At 65.9% G+C, this 18543-nt stretch carries 17 protein-coding genes and 1 tRNA gene; 8 read left to right on the top strand and 10 right to left on the bottom strand.

Going from position 1 to position 18543, the window contains the following annotated elements:
* Positions 1-19: 19 nt before the first annotated feature.
* The 8 genes from VFC51_18470 to VFC51_18505 all read left to right on the top strand — a co-directional run bounded on the left by VFC51_18470 (position 20) and on the right by VFC51_18505 (position 8064).
* Positions 20-1750 (top strand): ABC transporter substrate-binding protein, encoded by a 1731-nt coding sequence (locus VFC51_18470; GenBank protein ID HZT09011.1) that lies wholly within the window; start codon positions 20-22, stop codon positions 1748-1750.
* 116 nt (positions 1751-1866) lie between these two features.
* Positions 1867-2826: an amidohydrolase family protein gene (locus tag VFC51_18475; GenBank protein HZT09012.1), complete on the top strand. Its 960-nt coding sequence runs from the start codon at positions 1867-1869 to the stop codon at positions 2824-2826.
* 134 nt (positions 2827-2960) lie between these two features.
* Positions 2961-3034: transfer RNA gene (locus VFC51_18480), tRNA-Gln, on the top strand.
* A 123-nt stretch (positions 3035-3157) separates the two neighbouring features.
* Entirely contained in the window at positions 3158-4522 is a 1365-nt protein-coding gene (glmU, locus tag VFC51_18485) for a bifunctional UDP-N-acetylglucosamine diphosphorylase/glucosamine-1-phosphate N-acetyltransferase GlmU (GenBank protein HZT09013.1), read from the top strand.
* Complete coding sequence (locus VFC51_18490; protein ID HZT09014.1) at positions 4519-5466, top strand: ribose-phosphate pyrophosphokinase; 948 nt, start codon at positions 4519-4521, stop codon at positions 5464-5466. Before glmU ends, VFC51_18490 begins: the two co-directional genes overlap by 4 nt.
* An 83-nt stretch (positions 5467-5549) precedes the next feature.
* Positions 5550-6794, top strand: coding sequence for a hemolysin family protein (locus VFC51_18495; GenBank protein HZT09015.1), 1245 nt, complete (start codon positions 5550-5552; stop codon positions 6792-6794).
* Between the two features lie 110 nt (positions 6795-6904).
* Entirely contained in the window at positions 6905-7618 is a 714-nt protein-coding gene (locus VFC51_18500) for an SDR family NAD(P)-dependent oxidoreductase (protein HZT09016.1), read from the top strand.
* A gap of 38 nt (positions 7619-7656) precedes the next feature.
* Positions 7657-8064: a response regulator gene (locus VFC51_18505; GenBank protein ID HZT09017.1), complete on the top strand. Its 408-nt coding sequence runs from the start codon at positions 7657-7659 to the stop codon at positions 8062-8064.
* Here the strand turns inward: VFC51_18505 and VFC51_18510 are convergent.
* The 10 genes from VFC51_18510 to VFC51_18555 form a co-directional block, all read right to left on the bottom strand.
* On the bottom strand, positions 8055-9647 hold the full coding sequence (locus tag VFC51_18510) for a thiamine pyrophosphate-binding protein (GenBank protein HZT09018.1): 1593 nt from the start codon (positions 9645-9647) through the stop codon (positions 8055-8057). The two genes, VFC51_18505 and VFC51_18510, sit on opposite strands and share 10 nt — an antisense overlap.
* Before the next feature lie 29 nt (positions 9648-9676).
* A complete protein-coding gene (locus VFC51_18515) occupies positions 9677-9982 on the bottom strand; it encodes a hypothetical protein (protein HZT09019.1) in 306 nt (101 codons plus the stop codon).
* A 100-nt stretch (positions 9983-10082) separates the two neighbouring features.
* Positions 10083-11354 (bottom strand): RNA polymerase sigma factor, encoded by a 1272-nt coding sequence (locus tag VFC51_18520; protein ID HZT09020.1) that lies wholly within the window; start codon positions 11352-11354, stop codon positions 10083-10085.
* Positions 11355-11367: 13 nt separating this feature from the next.
* Positions 11368-11721, bottom strand: a complete 354-nt coding sequence (locus tag VFC51_18525) for a YciI family protein (protein ID HZT09021.1) — start codon at positions 11719-11721, stop codon at positions 11368-11370.
* A gap of 10 nt (positions 11722-11731) precedes the next feature.
* Positions 11732-12157, bottom strand: coding sequence for a YciI family protein (locus VFC51_18530; protein HZT09022.1), 426 nt, complete (start codon positions 12155-12157; stop codon positions 11732-11734).
* Between the two features lie 112 nt (positions 12158-12269).
* Positions 12270-12782 carry a hypothetical protein gene (locus VFC51_18535; protein HZT09023.1) on the bottom strand — a complete coding sequence of 171 codons (513 nt, stop codon included), beginning with the start codon at positions 12780-12782 and terminating at the stop codon, positions 12270-12272.
* A gap of 255 nt (positions 12783-13037) precedes the next feature.
* Positions 13038-14672, bottom strand: coding sequence for an aminoglycoside phosphotransferase family protein (locus tag VFC51_18540; protein ID HZT09024.1), 1635 nt, complete (start codon positions 14670-14672; stop codon positions 13038-13040).
* Positions 14669-15982, bottom strand: a complete 1314-nt coding sequence (locus VFC51_18545; GenBank protein ID HZT09025.1) for a hypothetical protein — start codon at positions 15980-15982, stop codon at positions 14669-14671. Before VFC51_18545 ends, VFC51_18540 begins: the two co-directional genes overlap by 4 nt.
* A 63-nt stretch (positions 15983-16045) precedes the next feature.
* Positions 16046-17623 carry an oligosaccharide flippase family protein gene (locus tag VFC51_18550; protein ID HZT09026.1) on the bottom strand — a complete coding sequence of 526 codons (1578 nt, stop codon included), beginning with the start codon at positions 17621-17623 and terminating at the stop codon, positions 16046-16048.
* Positions 17620-18528 carry a glycosyltransferase gene (locus VFC51_18555; protein HZT09027.1) on the bottom strand — a complete coding sequence of 303 codons (909 nt, stop codon included), beginning with the start codon at positions 18526-18528 and terminating at the stop codon, positions 17620-17622. Before VFC51_18555 ends, VFC51_18550 begins: the two co-directional genes overlap by 4 nt.
* Positions 18529-18543 lie beyond the last annotated feature (15 nt).

Consider the following 18543-nt stretch of genomic DNA (forward strand, 5'->3'; position numbering starts at 1 on the left):
CTGGGACATGGAGGGAGTAGTGCTGGCGCGAACGCTCGTCCTCACGGTTGGCCTCGTCGTGCTCGCCACGAGTTGTGGCGCCCCATCCCCCCTTCCAGAGACCGCCGCGCAGACGCGGCCCAAATCGCAAACGACGATCACGATCGGGATCGCCAACAGCGTCGACGCCCTGTCCGTGATGGGCAGCAGCACGACGAGTGGCGGATGGCAGTCGCTGAATGAGATCCACTCTCAGGGACTGGTGACCGCCGATCGGGAGGTTGCGCGTCCCATCCCCCGCCTGGCGTCGGAGCTTCCATCCTTCGATCGTGGGACGCTGGAGATGCTGCCCGACGGGCGTATGAAGAGCGCGTACCCGCTTCGTAAGGATGTGACCTGGCAGGACGGCGAGCCCTTCACGGCGCAGGACATGGTCTTCGCGTATCAGATCGATTCGGATCCGAATCTGCCGTTCCTCAATCGCGACGCCATCCAGGAGATGGATTCGGTGGAGGCATCGGACGACTCGACCTTTGTGATTTACTGGCGCGGTCCATACTACCAGGCCGACTCCATGGGCCTGCGTGCCCTCTGGCCCCAGCCGAAACATCTCCTCGAAACGCCGTACCACACCCTCGATCGTCCGGCGTTCGTCAACCTGTCGTACTGGACGGCAGACTACATCCACGTAGGCCCGTTTCGCCTGGCCGAGTTCCATCCTGGGGAGTCGTTGGTCTTCACGGCATACGACGGCTACTTTCTTGGACGCCCCAGAACCGATCGAATCGTGGTCCGCATCTTCAACGACAACGACGCGCTGTATTCAGCCGTGCTCGCCGGCGCTGTCGACATGCTGATGGACAACTCCTTGGGCGCGGAGCTGGGCTTGCAGCTCAAAGATGACTGGGATGCCAGCGGCAAGGGGACCGTGTATGTGGGGACCGGCACGACACGCTTCCTGAGCCCGCAGTTTGACCCGGAGATCCAGCAGTTGCCCGCCGTGCTTGATGCACGCGTCCGACAAGCACTGCTGTTCGGGTTGGATCGCAAGGCGCTATCGGAGGTGGTGCAGCGTGGCCACGGCGAATTGGTCGCCAACTCCCTTCTGCCCCCGGGCGATCGCCTACACGATGCCGTGAAGGATGGCTTTGCGCAGTACGTGTTCGATCAAAATCGGGCGCGCTCTATGCTGGCCGACCTGGGATGGAGCCCCGGACCTGATGGCATCCTCGTCGGGCCCCAGGGTCGGCGGTTCGCCACCGTTCTCTGGACCACCGAGGGTGACGAAAAAGAGATCGCGGTCATCGCCGACTATTGGAAGCAGATCGGTGTCGCCACCGAACAGTATGTGGTGGCCGGGGCAATCGTGCGCGATCGAGGCGCCCGATCCAAGTACCCGGGATTCGAGACCTCCGCTCGTGGGTCGGGCGACTCGATCCTTGCGCGGGTCGATAGTCGCACGTCCGCGGGCCCGCGGAACAACTACTCGGGCGCGAACCGCGGTCATTACGTGAATCCCCACATGGACGATCTCATCGATCGGTACCGTCAGAGCCCCGGCGAGCGCGATCAGGTGGCCGCGATCAAGGCGCTGTCGGACTACATGGCGGCGGAGCTGCCGCTCATGCTCCTCTATTACAATCCCACCACCCCCGCGGCGCGATCCGGCATTCGGGCCTTTGACGACTTTCGGGGCGGCTCCGAGGCGAGTCGGCCCTTCGGAACCTTCAGCCGCAACGCGCACGAGTGGGAAGTGATCTCACCGTCGTAGCTCGTCAACCCGAGATGGGCGGCTCCATACCCTCACGGGCTGCGTAATGCGCCGGGGGGTTTTCTACCGAGGGTCGCTCTTGCCCGCGGCGATCAACTTTTTGGGGAGGGAGACGCATGGCGATCGGCGGCACCCGCGTCGTCGCGCTCGAGGAGCATTACTGGGACCCGGACGTCATCAAGCACTACGGCGGCCCGGGGCGAGACGCCGAGCTGCAGCGGCGGCTCCTGGATCTTGGCGAGCTGCGGATCCGGGAAATGGACGAAGCGGGCATCGATTTCCAGGTGATCTCCCACGCAAACCCCGGCGTGCAGCGGATGGACGCTGCGACCGCGGTGCCCCTCGCGCGCCAGGCGAACGACGGCCTCGCCGAGCTGATCTCGGCCTATCCCGACCGTCTCGCGGGGTTCGCGACGTTGCCGACGCCGGACCCCGCCGCTGCCGCCGACGAGCTGGAGCGAACGGTGGCCGAGCTGGGGTTCAAGGGCGCGATGGTCAACGGGCCCACGAATGGGGTGTTTTTCGACGATCGCCACTTCTGGCCCATATGCGAACGGGCGCAAGCTCTCGACGTGCCCATCTACCTACACCCAGCGGCGCCCCATCCGGCCGTCGTCGACGCGTATTACCGGGACTACCTGGGCGATTTTCCCGCCCTTTCGGCCGCTGCATGGGGGTTCATGGTCGAGACCGCGACCGAAGCGATTCGGTTGATACTGAGCGGCATGTTCGATGCCTATCCGAACCTCAAGGTCATCCTCGGCCACATGGGGGAGGCCGTCCCCTTCGCCCTTTGGCGCATCGACCACAGCCTTTCCCGGCCGGGCAATAAGCCGATTCGCTTCCGCGAGCAGTTCTGCAGCCACTTCTACGTAACGACCAGCGGCTTCTTTTCAACGCCGGCGCTGCAGTGCTGTCTGTTGGAAATGGGGGTCGATCGTGTCCTCTTCTCCGTGGACTATCCGTTCGAAGAGAACGCGCCCGGTACGCGATGGTTTGAGCACGTGCAGGTGAGCCCCGACGATCGAGAGAAGATCTTGAACGGCAACGCGTCGCGGCTGCTCAAGCTCGGATGAGGTGTCTGCGTCGCGATCGGATCTATCGACCGATCCTATCGCGGCTCCATCGCCGCGGCGGCGGCGCACCCGGGCGCCAGCAGCGCCCGATTGACAGGCCCCTGGGTTTTGGTAGTATCTCCGGCGGGGATTGATGCGGAGTGGTGAAGCGGTATCACAGGGGACTTTGGATCCCTTGTCCCAGGTTCGAATCCTGGCTCCGCAGCCATGATCGCCACTCCCCTCGCCAGAGACGGCGCCCATCCTTTGGCGGACGTTTCGGGAGGGATTGCCCCGATTGACTGCTGACACCCCGCCAGGGCCACGCGCTCCATCGGCCGCAGCGATCATCTTGGCCGGCGGCCGGGGAGTCCGGATGCAGTCAGTTCTCCCTAAGGTCCTCCATGCGGTGGGCGGGACCCCGATGATTCTCCGCGTCGTCCAGGCAGCCCGTGCGGCCGGTGTTGATGAGATCGTCGTCGTGGTTGGGAAGGACGGCGACGCCGTTCGCGCCGCCATCGGTGGCGACGTCCGCGTGGCGGTGCAGCATGAGCCGCTGGGCACCGGCGACGCGGTCCGGGTGGCACTGGGCGCCCTGCCCTCCGACTTCGATCGCCTGATCGTCCTGGGTGCCGACACCCCCCTGATCACGGCCGCCACGCTGCAGCGCATGCTCCGTCAGGTGCCGCCGAGCGCTATCGCGCTCCTGGCCGGCAGGATCGCGGACCCATCCGGATATGGGCGCGTGGTGAGCGACGGCTTCGGCCACGCCCTGCGGATCGTTGAGGAGCCGGATGCGACGGCCGAGCAGCGATCGATCGATCTCGTCAACGGGATGGTGTTCGTCTTTCACGGGCGATGGCTTCGCGCGGAGCTGCCTGGCCTTCGGCCGTCGCCGGGCGGGGAGGTCTACCTGACCGCTCTCGTAGATCGGGCCGCCGATTCCGGGCGGAGCGTCGACATTGTCGAGGCTACCGACATCGGAGAAATTCTGGGCGTGAACACGCGCCGCCAATTGGCGGCGGCGGAGGCGCTGCTGCGGGAGCGCGTGCACAACCGCCTGATGGACGCCGGGGTCACGGTGCTCGATCCCGCGTCGACCTTCGTGGAAGAATCGGCGGTTTTCGGACACGACATCGTGCTTCATCCTCACACGTACGTTCGGGGCCGGTCAATCGTCGGAGATGGGTGCGTGTTGGGGCCGGGCGCGGAGATCATCAACTGCCGACTGGGGGTGGGGGCCCGAGTTTGGTGGTCGGTCGTCGAGGAGGCGGAGATCGGCGACGGCGTGACGATCGGGCCATATGCGCGGGTGCGGGCGGGCACTGCCCTGGCGCCCGGGGTGGCATTGGGAAGCTTCGCCGAGGTGAAAAATAGCTCGCTCGGGCCGCGGACGCAGATGCACCATTTTGGGTATGTCGGCGACGCTGAGGTGGGCGCCGACGTGAACATCGGCGCCGGTGCAGTCACGTGTAACTTCGACGGGCGCGAGAAGCACCGAACGGTTATTGGAGAGGGGGCCTTCATTGGCAGCGATACAATGCTGGTCGCGCCGGTAACGGTCGGGACTGGAGCGGTCACCGGCGCAGGGTCGGTCGTGACGCGTGACGTTGCCGACCATCAGACGGTAGTCGGGGTTCCAGCCCGAATGTTTCGCCGGAAGAACGCGGATGCCGCGGGGCCCGATCCCGCGAACGCTCCACCGGAGAACGAATGATGGAATACGAGCGACAGCTGCAGCTCTTCAGCGGCAACTCCAACATGGCGCTCGCCCGCAACGTCGCAAAATGTCTTGGCATCCCGCTGGGCAGCGCGCTGGTGGGGCAATTTGCGAACGCGGAAACGCGGATTCGGATCGAAGAGAACGTGCGCGGGTCGGACGTTTTCGTGCTGCAGTCGCTCTCGATTCCTGTCGACCACAACATCATCGAGCTCTTGCTGATGATCGATGCGCTCAAGCGGGCATCAGCGCGGCGAATTACGGCGGTGATCCCCTACTACGCGTACGCCAAGCAGGAGAAGAAGATGGCCGGGCGAGAGCCGATCTCGGCCAAGCTCGTGGCCAACATGCTGACGACCGCCGGCGTGAGCCGCGTGTTGACGATCGATCTTCACGCGCCGGCCATCGAGGGATTCTTCGACATCCCCGTGGATCATCTGCGGGCGGCGCCGATTCTGGTGGACCACTTCCGAAAGCTCGGCTCGGACAACATGGTCGTCGTGTCGCCCGACGCGGGCGGCGTGGGGCGCGCCAACGACTTTCGCCAGCGCCTAGCGGCGCCCCTGGCCATCATCGCCAAGCAGCGGCCGCGACCGGACGTCGCCGAGGTGCTCGAGATGGTTGGCGACGTGCGGGGCAAGACCGCTGTGATCTTCGACGACATGATCTCGACGGGCGGCACGATGATCGAAGCCGCGGACGTGCTGCGCGCCCGCGGCGCGGTGGATGTGCTCGCCTGCGCGACGCACCCGGTCTTTGCCAATGGCGCGCTCGACGCGCTTCTGGACTCCGCGCTGAGCGAGCTGGTCATCACGGACACCGTCCCATTGCCGGATGACCGGAGCGATCCGAAGATTCGCGTCGTCACCGTCGCGCCACTCCTCGCAGAGTCCATCCGGCGAATCCACGAAAACAGATCGGTCAGTGAGCTCTTCGACTGAAGACACGGCTGGATCCGAGACCGCAAACGAGATAGCGCCGAAACGTATCTCCGCGCTGACCGGCGCCACTCGACGGTAGGCGAATGTCGATTCTTCTCGCTTGGCTCGCCGTGTTCCTGCTGCTCGCAGTCCTCGCAGCCGCGGGGCAGTCCGCCTTCGGCTACCTAAATGCGACACGCATGCGCCGGCTGCTTCAGCAGGGCGCCACGCGTTCCCAGGCCATGTTCGAGGTCGTCCAGCACCCGGCGCCGGTGCTCACCAGCATTGCCCTGCTCCAGTCCCTCTCAATCGCCGGCGCGACGGCGACGACGATCCTCTTCATCCAGAGGTACGTATCCGACACGCCGGTCCGGGTCATAACGGTTGTTGTGGTGGTGACCCTCGTCCTCGCGGCCCAGTCGTTGGGTCGTCGACTCGCCACCATTCGCCCAGAGCGTGCCGCGACCATCCTCTATGGCCCGCTGCGCACGATCGGGCTGGTGACGATGCCGCTGTACTGGCCCTGGTATCTCCTGGCTGACCGCGCGCTCCGCACGATCGTGAAAGGAGAGCCAGAGGACCGCGTGGCGGCTACGGAAGAGGACCTTCGAATCCTCGTGGACGCGGTGGAGGAGACCGAGGCCCTGGAAGAAGAGGAGCGGGAGATGATCACCAGTATCTTCGAGCTGAGTGACCGCGATGTGCGGGAGATCATGGTGCCGAGACCCGACGTCGTCGCGGCTGAAGCGTCCATGAGTGTCGCGCAGGCCGTGGACCTCCTCGTATCCACCGGACATTCCCGCGTACCCGTGTACGAGGGCGACGTGGACCACATTCTCGGAATCGTGCATCTTCGCGACCTGACAGAAGCGTTGCGGGATGGCCGTGGCGATGACGCCGTCGCCAGCGCGGCCCGGCCGGTGCACGTTGTCCCCGAGACGAAAAAGATTGACGAGATGCTCCACGATTTCCAGACGCAGCATCTTCAGCTCGCCGTCGTGGTCGACGAATACGGCGGAACGGCGGGCCTCGTCACCATCGAGGACCTGCTCGAGGAGATCGTTGGGGAGATCCACGATGAGTACGACGTCGTGCAGGAGCGAATCCAGCGAATTTCCGACAACGAGGCCATTCTCGACGCCGGCATCAGCATCCACGACGCGAACGAGGCGCTCAACCTTAACCTCGACGCGGCCGAATACGAGACCATCGGGGGTTTGATCTACGATCGCATGGGAAAGGTCCCGTCCGTGGGTGACGTGGTGGAGGCGGACCACTGTACATTTCGGGTGCTCGCGACCAAAGGGCGCCGCGTCCAAAGAGTTCACGTTGCTGTCATGGAGCATTGAGCGGGGCGCGGCCGCCCATCCGGTAGAATCGGGCAGCAGCGGCGCCAGTACGCCGACCGTCTATCGAACAAGGCGGACTGGCGCGCATTCCGCATGTTGGGGAGGGTCGGGTGCTCGAAGGACAGGCGGTATTGGTCACCGGTGGCTCGCAGGGCATTGGACGGTATATCGCCCATTCGTTTGCCCGCGCAGGGGCCCGCGTTGCTGTTGCGGACATCGGCCCGACCGACACGGTCGTTGGAGAGCTTCAGGACCTTACGAGCGACGCCATGGGCGTCAAAGCTGACGTGCGAAACGAACAGGACGTCCGCTCCATGGTGGACCAGGTCGTTAGCCGCTTCGGGCAGATCGATGTGCTGGTCAACAACGCGGGTATCGTTCCCCATTTTCAGTGGGGCGTGCCGCAATGGCCCCGCATTCGCGATATGGAGCAGAGCTTCTGGGACCGCGTGATCGGGACGAACCTGGGGGGGACGTTCCTCTGTACGAAGCACGTGCTCCCGCACATGGAGAGCAGGCGCTCCGGCCACGTCATCAGCTTGCACGGCGGAGGGGGGAACCGAGCCTGTGCCTACGTGGTCTCCAAGGAGGCAATCGTCGTTTTCACGCGGTACGTCGCGGAGGAGGAGCGCGAATTCAACGTGTGCGTCGTCGCGATGGGCCCTGGGGGGCCGATCGCGCACGAGCTGGCTCCGGAGGAGGCGCGGCAGCGAATGTCGGGGGTAGACATTATCGGCGATCGATTCGTTCTCGCCGCGCAGGCCGACATGGCGCTTTCCGGCAAGCTCCTCACGTTCACGGACGGCAAGCTTCAGGCGACCTGACCGCCGGCGATGCGGCGGACGTGAGTCGCGAGGCGGAGATGCAGGGACGTCAGCGCCGGATCCTGGTCGTTGAAGACGACCCGACAACGTCGGACATCCTGCGAATTCTGCTCGAGGATAGTGGCTGTTCGATCGTCACCGCTGAAAACGGCGAGGAGGCGCTGCGGCGAGCTCAGGAGGGGGACGTCGACCTTATCACACTGGACCTTGGCCTGCCCGGCATCGACGGTCGTGAGCTGCTTCGTCGCTTTCGGGATGAGCCGAACACGGCCCGCGTGCCGGTCATCGTGATCACCGGCATGTGGTTCGACACGGACCGCAGCGGCGACGTGGCGGCGGTCCTGGAGAAGCCGTTCGACGCCGAGGAGCTGGAGAAGGCGGTCCGTCAGGTGCTCGAGCTCCATCCGAACCGCACGAGCCGTCCGCAGGCGCCTCCTCAGTCGTAGACAGTGCTGGAATAGGTCGCGACATCGACAAATGCCTCGATGACGCTCGGTCCGCCGAGGTTAAGGCCCCAATCCACCGCCTGCTCCAGTTCACCAATCGTTCGGGCTGCGCGTACCGGTACCCCGAAGTAGTGGGCCGGTGGCTCGACCCTGGGACCCAGCTCAACGCCCGAGTACGAATACCCCTTGCGCTCCTGTTTCACTTTGATGAGGCCCAGCCACCCGTCGTTCAAAACGACGATGGGAACGGCGAGATGAAGGCGACGGGCGAGCGCCAGCTCGCCGACGGTCATCTGAAAGCACCCGTCGCCGACGATTCCGACGACGACCCGGGAAGGGTGGACGAGCTTCGCTGCGAACGCGGCCGGCAGCCCGAAGCCCATCGATGACCAGCCATTGGTGGAGATCGCGCTCCAGGCCTCGTCGGTCCGCCACTGCGTCGCGATCTGGTGCGTATGCGCGCCGACGTCATACGCCAGAATCCCGTCGGGGGGAAGGGCGCGTCGGATGCAATCGACCACGTGGTGGGTCGCAAGGGCCGCGCTCTCAGGGCGAAGCTCTCGATCGAGGCGCGCTCGATGCACTTCCCATTCTGAGCGGTTCCAGGCGTTTGGGACGCGGGAGAGCTCCGCCATACGCTCGATTGCCGCGCCGAGGTCGCCGACGAGGTTCTGAACCGAGAGCCGTGGATCGACGTCAGCCACCTCGGTGCTGATGTGCAGCACGGGCTGGCTGTCGATCCAGTCCTCATAGTTGATCTCCACGGGATCGAATCCCACGGCAATGACGAGATCGGCGCGGCGGACAAAGTCCTGCACGGTCGACCGACGTGCGCGCCCCAGCGTGCCGGCCCACGCCGGGTGCGATTCAGGCAAGAATCCCTTGGCGTGCATCGTGGTCACGAACGGGATGCGCTGTCGATCCAAGAAGTCGAGCAGGCGCGACCGATTCGGCGCGCGCGTGAACCCGAGGCCGACGGCGACGAGCGTGCGCTGCGCCTGCCCCAGCGCCCGGAGGACGGCGGTGGCGGTCGCTCGGGATGTATCGAGCGGACGCTCGGGCTCCTCGGCGCCCGCCAAATTGCCGAGGGCTGGCGCGAGGGCGACGTCTTCGGGGAGGTCGAGATGGACAGGGCCTGGTGGCTCGGCGCCCGCGACCTGAAATGCGCGATCGAGCTGGCTGGCGACGTTGGAGGTCCGCAGGGGAAGGCTGGCTTTGGCGATGGGCGCGAAGAGCGCGTGATGGTCGATGCGCATCTGGACGCGGCGGTCGAGCCATGACGTGGGCACGTTGCACGTCAGGGCGAGGACCGGCGCGCGATCCAGCCACGCAGCGCCGACCCCCGTCGCGAGGTTCGTCGCGCCGGGGCCCAGCGTCGCGACGCATACGCCCGGGGTCCCGGTGAGCTGGCCAACCGTGGTCGCCATGAATCCGGCGGACGTCTCGCTTGCGGTGAGGACGTAGTCAACGTCGCTCGTTCGGAGCGCCTCGATGAGCGGTAGCACGGGTCCGCTGGGAACACCGAACACCCAGCGGACGCCTGCCGATTCGAGGCGCCTCGCGATGAGCTCCGCGTTGTTCATGGGTGGCCGCCGGTCACGGGGCAATCGACTTACGAGCCGAGGCGATTACACCGAGGATACGCGCCATGCTCACTGAGATGCTGGCGCAATAGCTCGGCGCGTCGCTCGGACGGCGAACGGTCCCCGCGGATGATCTCGATTTGAAAATGTGTGGCCTTCTGCGTGCAGTTCCCCTTCCGATGCGCCACGAGTCGGGCACGGAGGCCCGGCACATCCGTGGACCACCCGTAGAAGATCACCTCGTCGCCATCGAGGAGCGCGTACACACCGGCCCCGGTCGATACCTGGGCCAGGTTCGTGTCGGTGTACAGGAGGTGTGGGCCGAGGAGCGCCATTGAGTCCTCTTTTCGGGGAATGATACGGCGCTCGCTGCTCCACCGCGAAGGGACCGGGCTCGATCGGTTTCGCGCGCGGCAAAGCTTCCCGCGAGTTCGACTACAGGGAGTTGGCAGCCGCGCGAGCCGCGCGGCCGAGCAACAAGGCGCGCTCCCGCGCATTTCGCGTGAGAGACGCGGCACGGGCGAACTCGGCGCTCGCCTCGCTGGTTCGACCGAGCTGGCTCAGCAGCTCCCCACGCACGCTCGGCAGGAGATGATACGTGCGCAACGACGGCTCACCTCGAAGCGCATCGACGATGGCGAGCCCCGATTCCGGGCCGAATGCCTTGGCAACCGCCACCGCGCGGTTCAACTCGACGACCGGCGATGGTGCCGTTTGGGCGAGCGCATCGTAGAGGGCGGCGATCTTTGCCCAGTCCGTCTCCTCCGGGGTGCGGGCCCGGGCGTGGCATGCCGCGATGGCTGCCTGAAGCCCATATGGACCGAGGGCGCCACCCAGGGCCTCGGCCCGGGCCAGCGCGGCGAGGCCGCGATGGATCAGGATGCGATCCCAGCGACCTCGGTCCTGATCGAGGAGCAGGACCGGCTCTCCGCCGGGACCAACGCGAGCGCGCATGCGCGAGGCCTGAATCTCCATCAGCGCGACGAGACCGTGGACCTCGGACTCGTCGGGCGTCAGCTCTGCGAGGACGCGGCCGAGCCGCAAAGCATCCTCGCAGAGGCCGGGCCGCATCCAGTCGTCCCCGGCGGTTGCCGCGTAGCCCTCGTTGAAGATGAGGTAGATAACCTCGAGTACGGAGGTGAGTCGCGCGGCCAGCTCAGGCCCACGGGGCACCTCGAACGCCACATGGGCCGCTGCGAGCGTTCGCTTTGCCCGGACGATCCGCTGGGCAACGGTGGCTTCCGGGACCAGAAAGGCCCGCGCGATCTCATCGGTCGTGAGGCCGCCCAGGAGGCGCAGGGTGAGCGCCACCCGCGCCTCCGTCGAAAGGACCGGATGGCACGCGGTGAAGATGAGGCGCAAGAGATCGTCATCGATCTCGTCATCGACTGACTCATCGATGGACGCGGTGTCCCATTGGCCCGCGTCCGCAATAGCACGGCCGATGAGCTCGTGCTTGCGCTCGAGGCGGGCGGAACGGCGGAAGTGATCGACGGCGCGATGCTTCGCCGTCGCCATGAGCCATGCCCCCGGCTTGTTCGGGATGCCGTCCTCGGGCCACTGCTCCAGGGCGGCGACCAAGGCGTCCTGCGCGAGGTCTTCGGCCAGCCCGACATCGCGGACGAACCGCGCGAGCCCGGCGATGAGGCGTGGGGCCTCTATGCGCCAGACCGCTTCTATGGCAGGCCGGATGTCGGGCTGGCTCACGGAACGCGACCGGTCACGCGAAGTCGGACGGCTCGTACATCTGGTAGAGATCCACCTCGCCACCGCCGATGAGGTTGAGGAACTCAGTGGTGCGTTCGATGGCCTCTTCCTTCGAGGTGACCTGGAGGATCGCATAGCTCGCGATCAACTCTTTGGACTCGGTGAAGGGGCCGTCGGTGATGCTGCGTCGGCCACTCGCGACCCGCACCGTGGTGGCCTTCGAGCTTCCCTGGAGACCCTCGGTTGCGACCAGCCAGCCGTTCTTCTTGGCCTCGTCGATATATTGTCCCATCCGGCCGAAGTCATCCGCGTTGGGAACATAGTTCTCGGTGTCCTTGTTGCCCTTGAGAAGCGCCATGTAGCGCATCGGCCCCCTCCTATCCCCGCGCGTTCTGGGCTGCTTGCGCCCAGGTGCGCGCTTCCTGCTCGCGCAGCTCGGGGGTGAACGCTTCGCCAAAGTCCTCTGCCTCGAACACTTGGCGAAGCTCGAGGACGACGCCGTCGGGAAATGGCGCGCGGCGCATCCACGCGATGGCCTCGTCCTTCGATTTCACCTGGATGAGCCAGAACCCGGCGATCAGCTCTTTCGACTCGGTGAACGGGCCGTCCATGACCGCTGTCGTGCCGCCCGAGAATCTGATGCGGGCACCCTTGGACGTGGGGTGCAGGCCCTCGCCGGCCAGTAGGACGCCGGCCTTCACCATCTCCTCGTTGAACTTGCCCATCTCCGCCAGAGTCTTCTGGTCCGGCATTTTCCCGGCTTCGGTCTCTTGTGTGGCTGGCACCATCACCATAAATCGCATCGGCATGACCTCCCGTTTGTAGATTCGAGCGGGATGTTTTCCCTCTCTGCTTATACGTCGACCGGGGGTCGCGAAAATCGACACGACGTGACGGGAATTTTTGGAAAAGGGGTTACTGGCCGGTCACGGGGTAGCTGGGTGAGGTCTCGTGGGTGGCGGTGTCTCCCGGCGGCGTGAATCCCCCGTACTGTGAGTAGGCGTTGCCCGTCGCGGAGGGATTTCCCTGTGCTCGCTGCTCCGCCGCCTGCTGCGGAGTGAATTGGAACACGTTGCTGTAGGGACTCCAGACGGGCACACCGTTCACGTAGGGCGTGTCGCCCGGGCGCGTATAGCCAACCCCCACACCGATGCCGACGACGTTGGCGTTGCCGATATCGTGGACGACCACGACGCCGTTTCGGGTGACGTACCCGCCCGTGACCAGAATAACATCTGGCCCCGAACCCTCAGCGGTGCATGCTGGCGTTACCGACCAGCTGAATGGGGTGTCTGTCGGTACAAGCGAGGTGGTCCCATCATCACACGCTGCGCGCGCGGTCGGCGCTCCGAATCCGCCGTCCGCCGGCGCCAAAAGCAGTGCGCTGGCGACGATGGTTGCCGCGCCGATCGTCAATCCGAACCTCATAATCGCTATCCTCCGTCTGGGCTCCGGACCCGGAAGGACACTCGAAAGCTCACCGTGGCACGTTCAGCGCGCGAGTTGCGGCGTGTCCTCTGCGGGGGAGTTTGGCCCTGCTTGAAGGGTAGGAGCACGCGAACGGCTGTCGCGACAGGTTGGTGGGTGGTTAGGGCGCACCCAAATGGGCGGCGATGCCCCCCGACCATTCGGGGGGTGAGGTACGGTCGGCTGTCGAACGCAGATGAAGGCGCCCGGCCAGCTTCAGTCGGGAAACAGACGATCGCGGTTGCGACAGAGGCACTCGACGAACGGCACGAAGCGATTCGCGGACCGCGCGGAGTCGCCCGTCACGCTCTCCAGGATCTGCAGGCGCCGCGCCTGATCGACTGCGCGATCCACCATGCTGTGGACCAGAATGAGGGGCATGAACTCCCTCGCGATCTGGAGCCGCCGCAGATAGTTCGCGATCTCATTGAGGACTGCTGATCGCAGAGCCGAGCGGAATTCACGCCGCAAGAACAGGTCGACAAACGCTTGCACTTCCGCGTTCGGCGCATTCATCCGACGCGCGGCCGCGTACCAGTAGGTCACGAAATAGATGAGATCGCACAGCGGGAGGCCGTAGCGCTCGCCCTCTGTTTCGTCCCGAGACTCCCAATCGATCACGGTGAGGCGGTCGCCGTGGCGAACCACGTTCCATGGGCCGAAGTCATTGTGTCGATACACAATCGGCAGCCGTCCTCGCAGCCGTCGCCCGTAGTCGATCGCCGAGGAGAAGAGCGTGTGCTCGGCTCGCGTAAGGCCCAGCACGTCGCGGTACGCCGCGAATCGTCTTTCGATCCACTCGCCCTGCTGCTCCGGGCCCCAGGGCGCGCGCGAGAGCACCGTTTCCTCGTGGAAGCGCGTGATCCAGTCGCTCGCGCGGTGAAGGTCGGCGAGGCGACGCGTGGACGACGCTCCCCATTGTGCGGTCGACACCTGAAGCGATGAGCCCGATGCATACGACTCCACTGCCACCGGCGACGCGTCCGAGTCGGCGCTGGTCTTCATACCCAACGCCGCGGGCAGGGTGGATTTCATGGTGGGTGATAGGCGCTCCCGGAGGTAGCCGAGCGTCATCTGCTCACGCATCGTGTGCTCGCTGAATGCCGAGTCTCGCGCCAACTTCAGAACCGCGGACGGCTCCGCTCGACCCTGAGCGAAGGGCAGCACGACGACGCGGCTCCCATCGTCGCGCCCACTGGTCAGCACGACCGGCCGGACGTCTTCCGCGGCGATGGCAGGTGGTACGCCTGGGGCCGCCAACGCGCGGGGGCGCGCGGCGGGCACCGGCCCCGCCGTCGCCACCATGCTGTAGCAGGGGACGAATCGATCTATCCCCCCCTGAAATGTTCCCAGCACCCGCATGATGGCTCGCAGGAGACGAAGGCGTGGGCTCCCCGCGACGAAGGATGTATCGAAGTACCACCGAATCGCGGCGGCGCAATCCAGGGGGACGAACTTGCGCGGCGCAGCGTGATGTGGGACAACCCAATACGTGGAGGTGGCGAACAACCCGACATTTCGCATCGCCCGCCGCAGTCGACCGGGCGTCCAGGCAAGCGACGCCCGCCGGTCGATCTCCCAATAGACGAGGCCGCCAGGCTGTACGAAAGCAGCCACCGCTGAGGGCGGAACCGCGGCGCCCGCGAGCACGACGACCGCGTCAGCCTCGGCGGATACGTTCGGATTCACGCTGAGTCGGTCCGATAGGTTCAGCTCTTTGAGCCGCGCCGCCGCGCTCGTCGGCGTCCCGAGGACGACCAGGTGCTCGAACCGGCCCTTGGGGGGCAACGGCAAGAGGAATCGCCAGTCAAAGCGGCGAAGGGAAACCGCTTCGGACGCTCTGTCCTTCAAGGGCCGGCCACTCCAATTTCTGACTGCCGCCGCAGACATTGGAGCCGATCGCGGTAGAGCGCCCAGAGCTGCTCGGTCACGTCGGAGAGGACCTGATCGACTGCTCGGCTGGAGTCGATGATCCGAAGACCTGGGATTCGACCTGCAATCGCGAGATAGCTCGCCCGGGCTTCTCCGAGTTGCTGTGCCGTGTGCTTCCGGGCGCCCTTGCGCAGGAACATGACCTCGCCGGGTGCATCCAGGAGAAATGACATGTCCGGCGCGGGACACGCGTGCGCGTCGAACCAGCCCGAGATGCGGTTGAGCCGTTGCACTGGCGGGCGCGCGGGCAGGAGGGCGTCGAATGGGTATCGATCGAAAATCACCAATCGCCCTCGCGCCTGGTGGTAGCGGGCCAGGAGGTATCGGCCCCATAGGATCCCCACGCGACTGGCGATCACGAGTGGCGGGAAGCGGAGCTGTGTGGCGCGGTCAAGCCACCGAGAGTAAATCCCCATATAAATCACCCGCGAGGGGAGCGGGAACCGACGCTTGATCTCCGCTGCGAGCGTGGACTTGCCCGCGCCGTCTGTCCCCAGCAGTGCGATGCTGGGCCCCTGGCACCGAATGCGGTGGCTGAGCAGCGCTGCCCATCGCGTCACGCACGATAGGCGCCCTCTCTTTCCTCGACGGAGGCGCCTCGGCCAATTTCTGGCGAGGGCCGGACCGAGCGCTTCGACCTTCTCCCATTCGCCTCGCCGGACCGTCGCGACGATCGTCGTCGGACTCCAGGTGGGTGGGGCGGACTGCGCGATGAAGCGGACAATCGGTCCATCGCCCACGGCCCCGGGCGCAAGCTCCGTCAACGTCTGTTTGTGGCTCGCCGAGAAGATTCGCTTGTCGAGCACGCAATGAAGAAGGAGCGCCCAGAAGTAGTCGTTGGGCGCAAGAAACGAGGTCGTGCCAATCACCTGTCGTCGAGCGAGACATTCAGCCGCTAGGCCAGTTGTCAGACGGTAGCCCTCTCCGAAGGCGAGCTCGCTGGCTACGTCGAGCCAGAGCCATCCCTTGCCCACCGGGTCATACGCGAGGTAGTGCGGGTGCGAGTCGTCTCCCCACCCCGGCACCCGAGCGAAGCCGAGCGAGGTCAGAATATCTCCGACCTGACGCACGTCTCCCCGATGCACGAGCAGGTCGATGTCTCCGCTGGTCGGGATGGCCGACGTTGTCCCGCGGAGGAGGCTCCAGGCCACCCCGCTGGCCTGAAACGATTGAAACACGGCGGCCAGGAGGGGCCGTCCGCTACCGGATGACACGGTGGGTGCAGGCATTGGATGGTCCCGGCTATCCGCCAGTCCGCGCATATCGAATCCTCACTCTCGTCTTCCACGCTTCTACGCCGCTTTGACTGTCGCGTCGCCGCGGATGTCCGCGAATCGTCTCAGGATGCCCCCCATTGCGTTCCGGCACGCGGCAAGCTCCAGCGGGCTCGCGCCGAGGCGGAGATATGCCGCCGCGTACACGAGCATGCCGGCGAGGGCGAGGGAAGCGACGGTCGGTAACGACGTCGGGCGGACTGCGCGCTCCAATGCATACAAGGCGATGGCCATGGGAATGGTCGGCACAAGGGCCGGCCAGATCGCTTGCATCACAAGCTGTTTCGGCGTGATCCCCACGACGCGCATCGCATATGGCATGACCATCACCGTGCACTCGAACACGGTCGGAATGAGGGTCCCAACAGCGACGCCCATGATCCCGAGTTGGGACGCGAGGACGACGGAGAGCGCAAGATTGGTTACGCCTGACGCGACCGCCATAATCGCGAGCGGGCGGTGGCGGTTCATTCCTTGGAGTATCGCTCCCGCCGGCATCAAGAACGCGTCGAAAAGACTCGCGATGGTCAGCACGACGACGACCGCTGCGGCGTCCGCGAATGACTCGCCAACCCAAGCCTCGAGGAGCGGGCCGGCCAAGAGCGCCAGGATGCAGCCGAGCGGAGCGAACATCGCCAGTGTGAGGCGCGTGCTCACCAGGAACAGGTCCTGTAAGTGGCCGCGGTCCGTGGCGCTCGACAGCTCCGATGCCACGGGCAGCAAGACGCGCACGAACTGCGTCGTGGCAAGATGAGCGACGCCGCTGAGGCGCCGCGCGATCGCATACGGCGTGACGGCCGCCACCGACAGCACGGCGCAAACGACGATCTCGTCGGTCCTGGCCTGAAGACGTCCGGCGACATTCACCAAGAACATCGACCAGCTGTAGGCCGTGACCGTGCGAAAAAGCGCGGCGTTCGGGCGAGCCCGAGCAAATCGGAGCTCGGGCGCCAATCGATCGATGACGAAAACGCTCAGCAGTTGCGTGAGGATCGTGACCGGAATCTGCGCGGCCACGATGGCGACGATGCCTCCCCCGGCCGCCAGGATGCCGGCCACCGCCGCGATCCATAGCACGAGCCCCGCGGTGGAGAGCCAGCTCGCCGCATCTGACCGATGCAGTCCCCGCAGCACCGCCCCCGAAGCGGCCGATGGGATCGATACCGCTACGCTGCATCCTGTGAGGAACAGCAGCCAGTGGACCGAGACCTCTCGCGTCGGAAGCCATTCGTCGACCGGAAGCGACCAAACCAGCAATCCCGCTGCCGCGATGGTGATGCCGCAGAGCGCCACGTAGAGCACCAGTGCGGTCGCGATGAGCGCTCTCAGTCGGTCGAGCCATCCAGTCGCCCGGTACTCCGCGACGTACTTGGTCAGGGCGCTGGCCATGCCCAAATCCAGGAGGCGCCCGTACGCGATGATCGACCCGACCAGAGCCCAGAGCCCGAACTGCTCCGCACCGAGCTCGTGCACGAGAATCGGCGTCAGGACGAAACCTGTGGCGAGGCTCGCGATCGTTGCCACGTGGTTCGCGGCGGTGCCGCGAATGACGGCTCGCTGGAGCGCCGCCGTTCGATTTTGGCGCTCCGCTGTCATGCGAAAGTCCTGCCCGCGCGCGGCTGGTCGTGAGCGACCCACCCGTAGGCCATCCCGGCTGCGAGCCCGCGAATGCTCAAGGCCGGGTGCCGGGCGTCCTCGGCTCGGCGTGCCGCCAGGGCTCTGCCCAGCGTCAGGCTCTGCCCAAGCAGCCAGGAAGTGAGCGGGGCGACCATGCCAACGTCGCCGCTCCTGAGGGCGAGCGCAAAGAATGCCCCCATTCCATAGCCATAGGTGCGACGACTCGCCCGGCGATCCGCGAGGGACTTCCGCTCGTGGTAGATGACGGCGTCGGGCTCGTAGCGAATGCGCGCGCCTGCGCGCAGCAAGCGGTAGATCAAGTCCATGTCTTCGGCGGCCTTCCCCGGGGATCCGGGTCCCAGGCGCTCATCGTAGCCCGCGACCCGCTGCAGCCATTCCCGCCTGGCGGCGAAGTTCCCGCCAGTCCCGACGAGCCACGGCTTCGCTCTCCCCTTGAAGTCGGCGCGGACAGTGCTCTGCCGTAGCGACACCGCGAAGGTGCCCGGCGTGCTGGGCCCAAGCGCCAGAACCCTCCCCGTGACGGCCTCGGGCCCGTCCGGGGCGGCCAGCGTGCGGGCGAGAGTCGCGATCCAGTCATCGTCGGGCACGCAATCGTCGTCGGTGACGGCAAAGAGCGGGCTGCTGGCAGCTCGAATCCCCGTGTTCCGAGCAGCGGATGCGCTTCGCTGCTCGGCCCGCACATATCGCAGATCGACGTCCGTGCGCTGACGCGTAGCCACGGCCGCACGGGTTGCGTCGCCGTCGCTCTGGTCGATGACGATGATCTCCGCCGGCAGCACGTCCGCGGACAGCACCCCGTCGAGGCAGCGACCGAGGGCCGCCGGCCGGTCCACGGTCGCAATGGCGAGGCTGACATCGGCCACGCGCGGCATCGAACG

Source organism: Chloroflexota bacterium (assembly GCA_035652535.1).
Classification (GTDB): Bacteria; Chloroflexota; UBA6077; order UBA6077; family SHYK01; genus DASRDP01.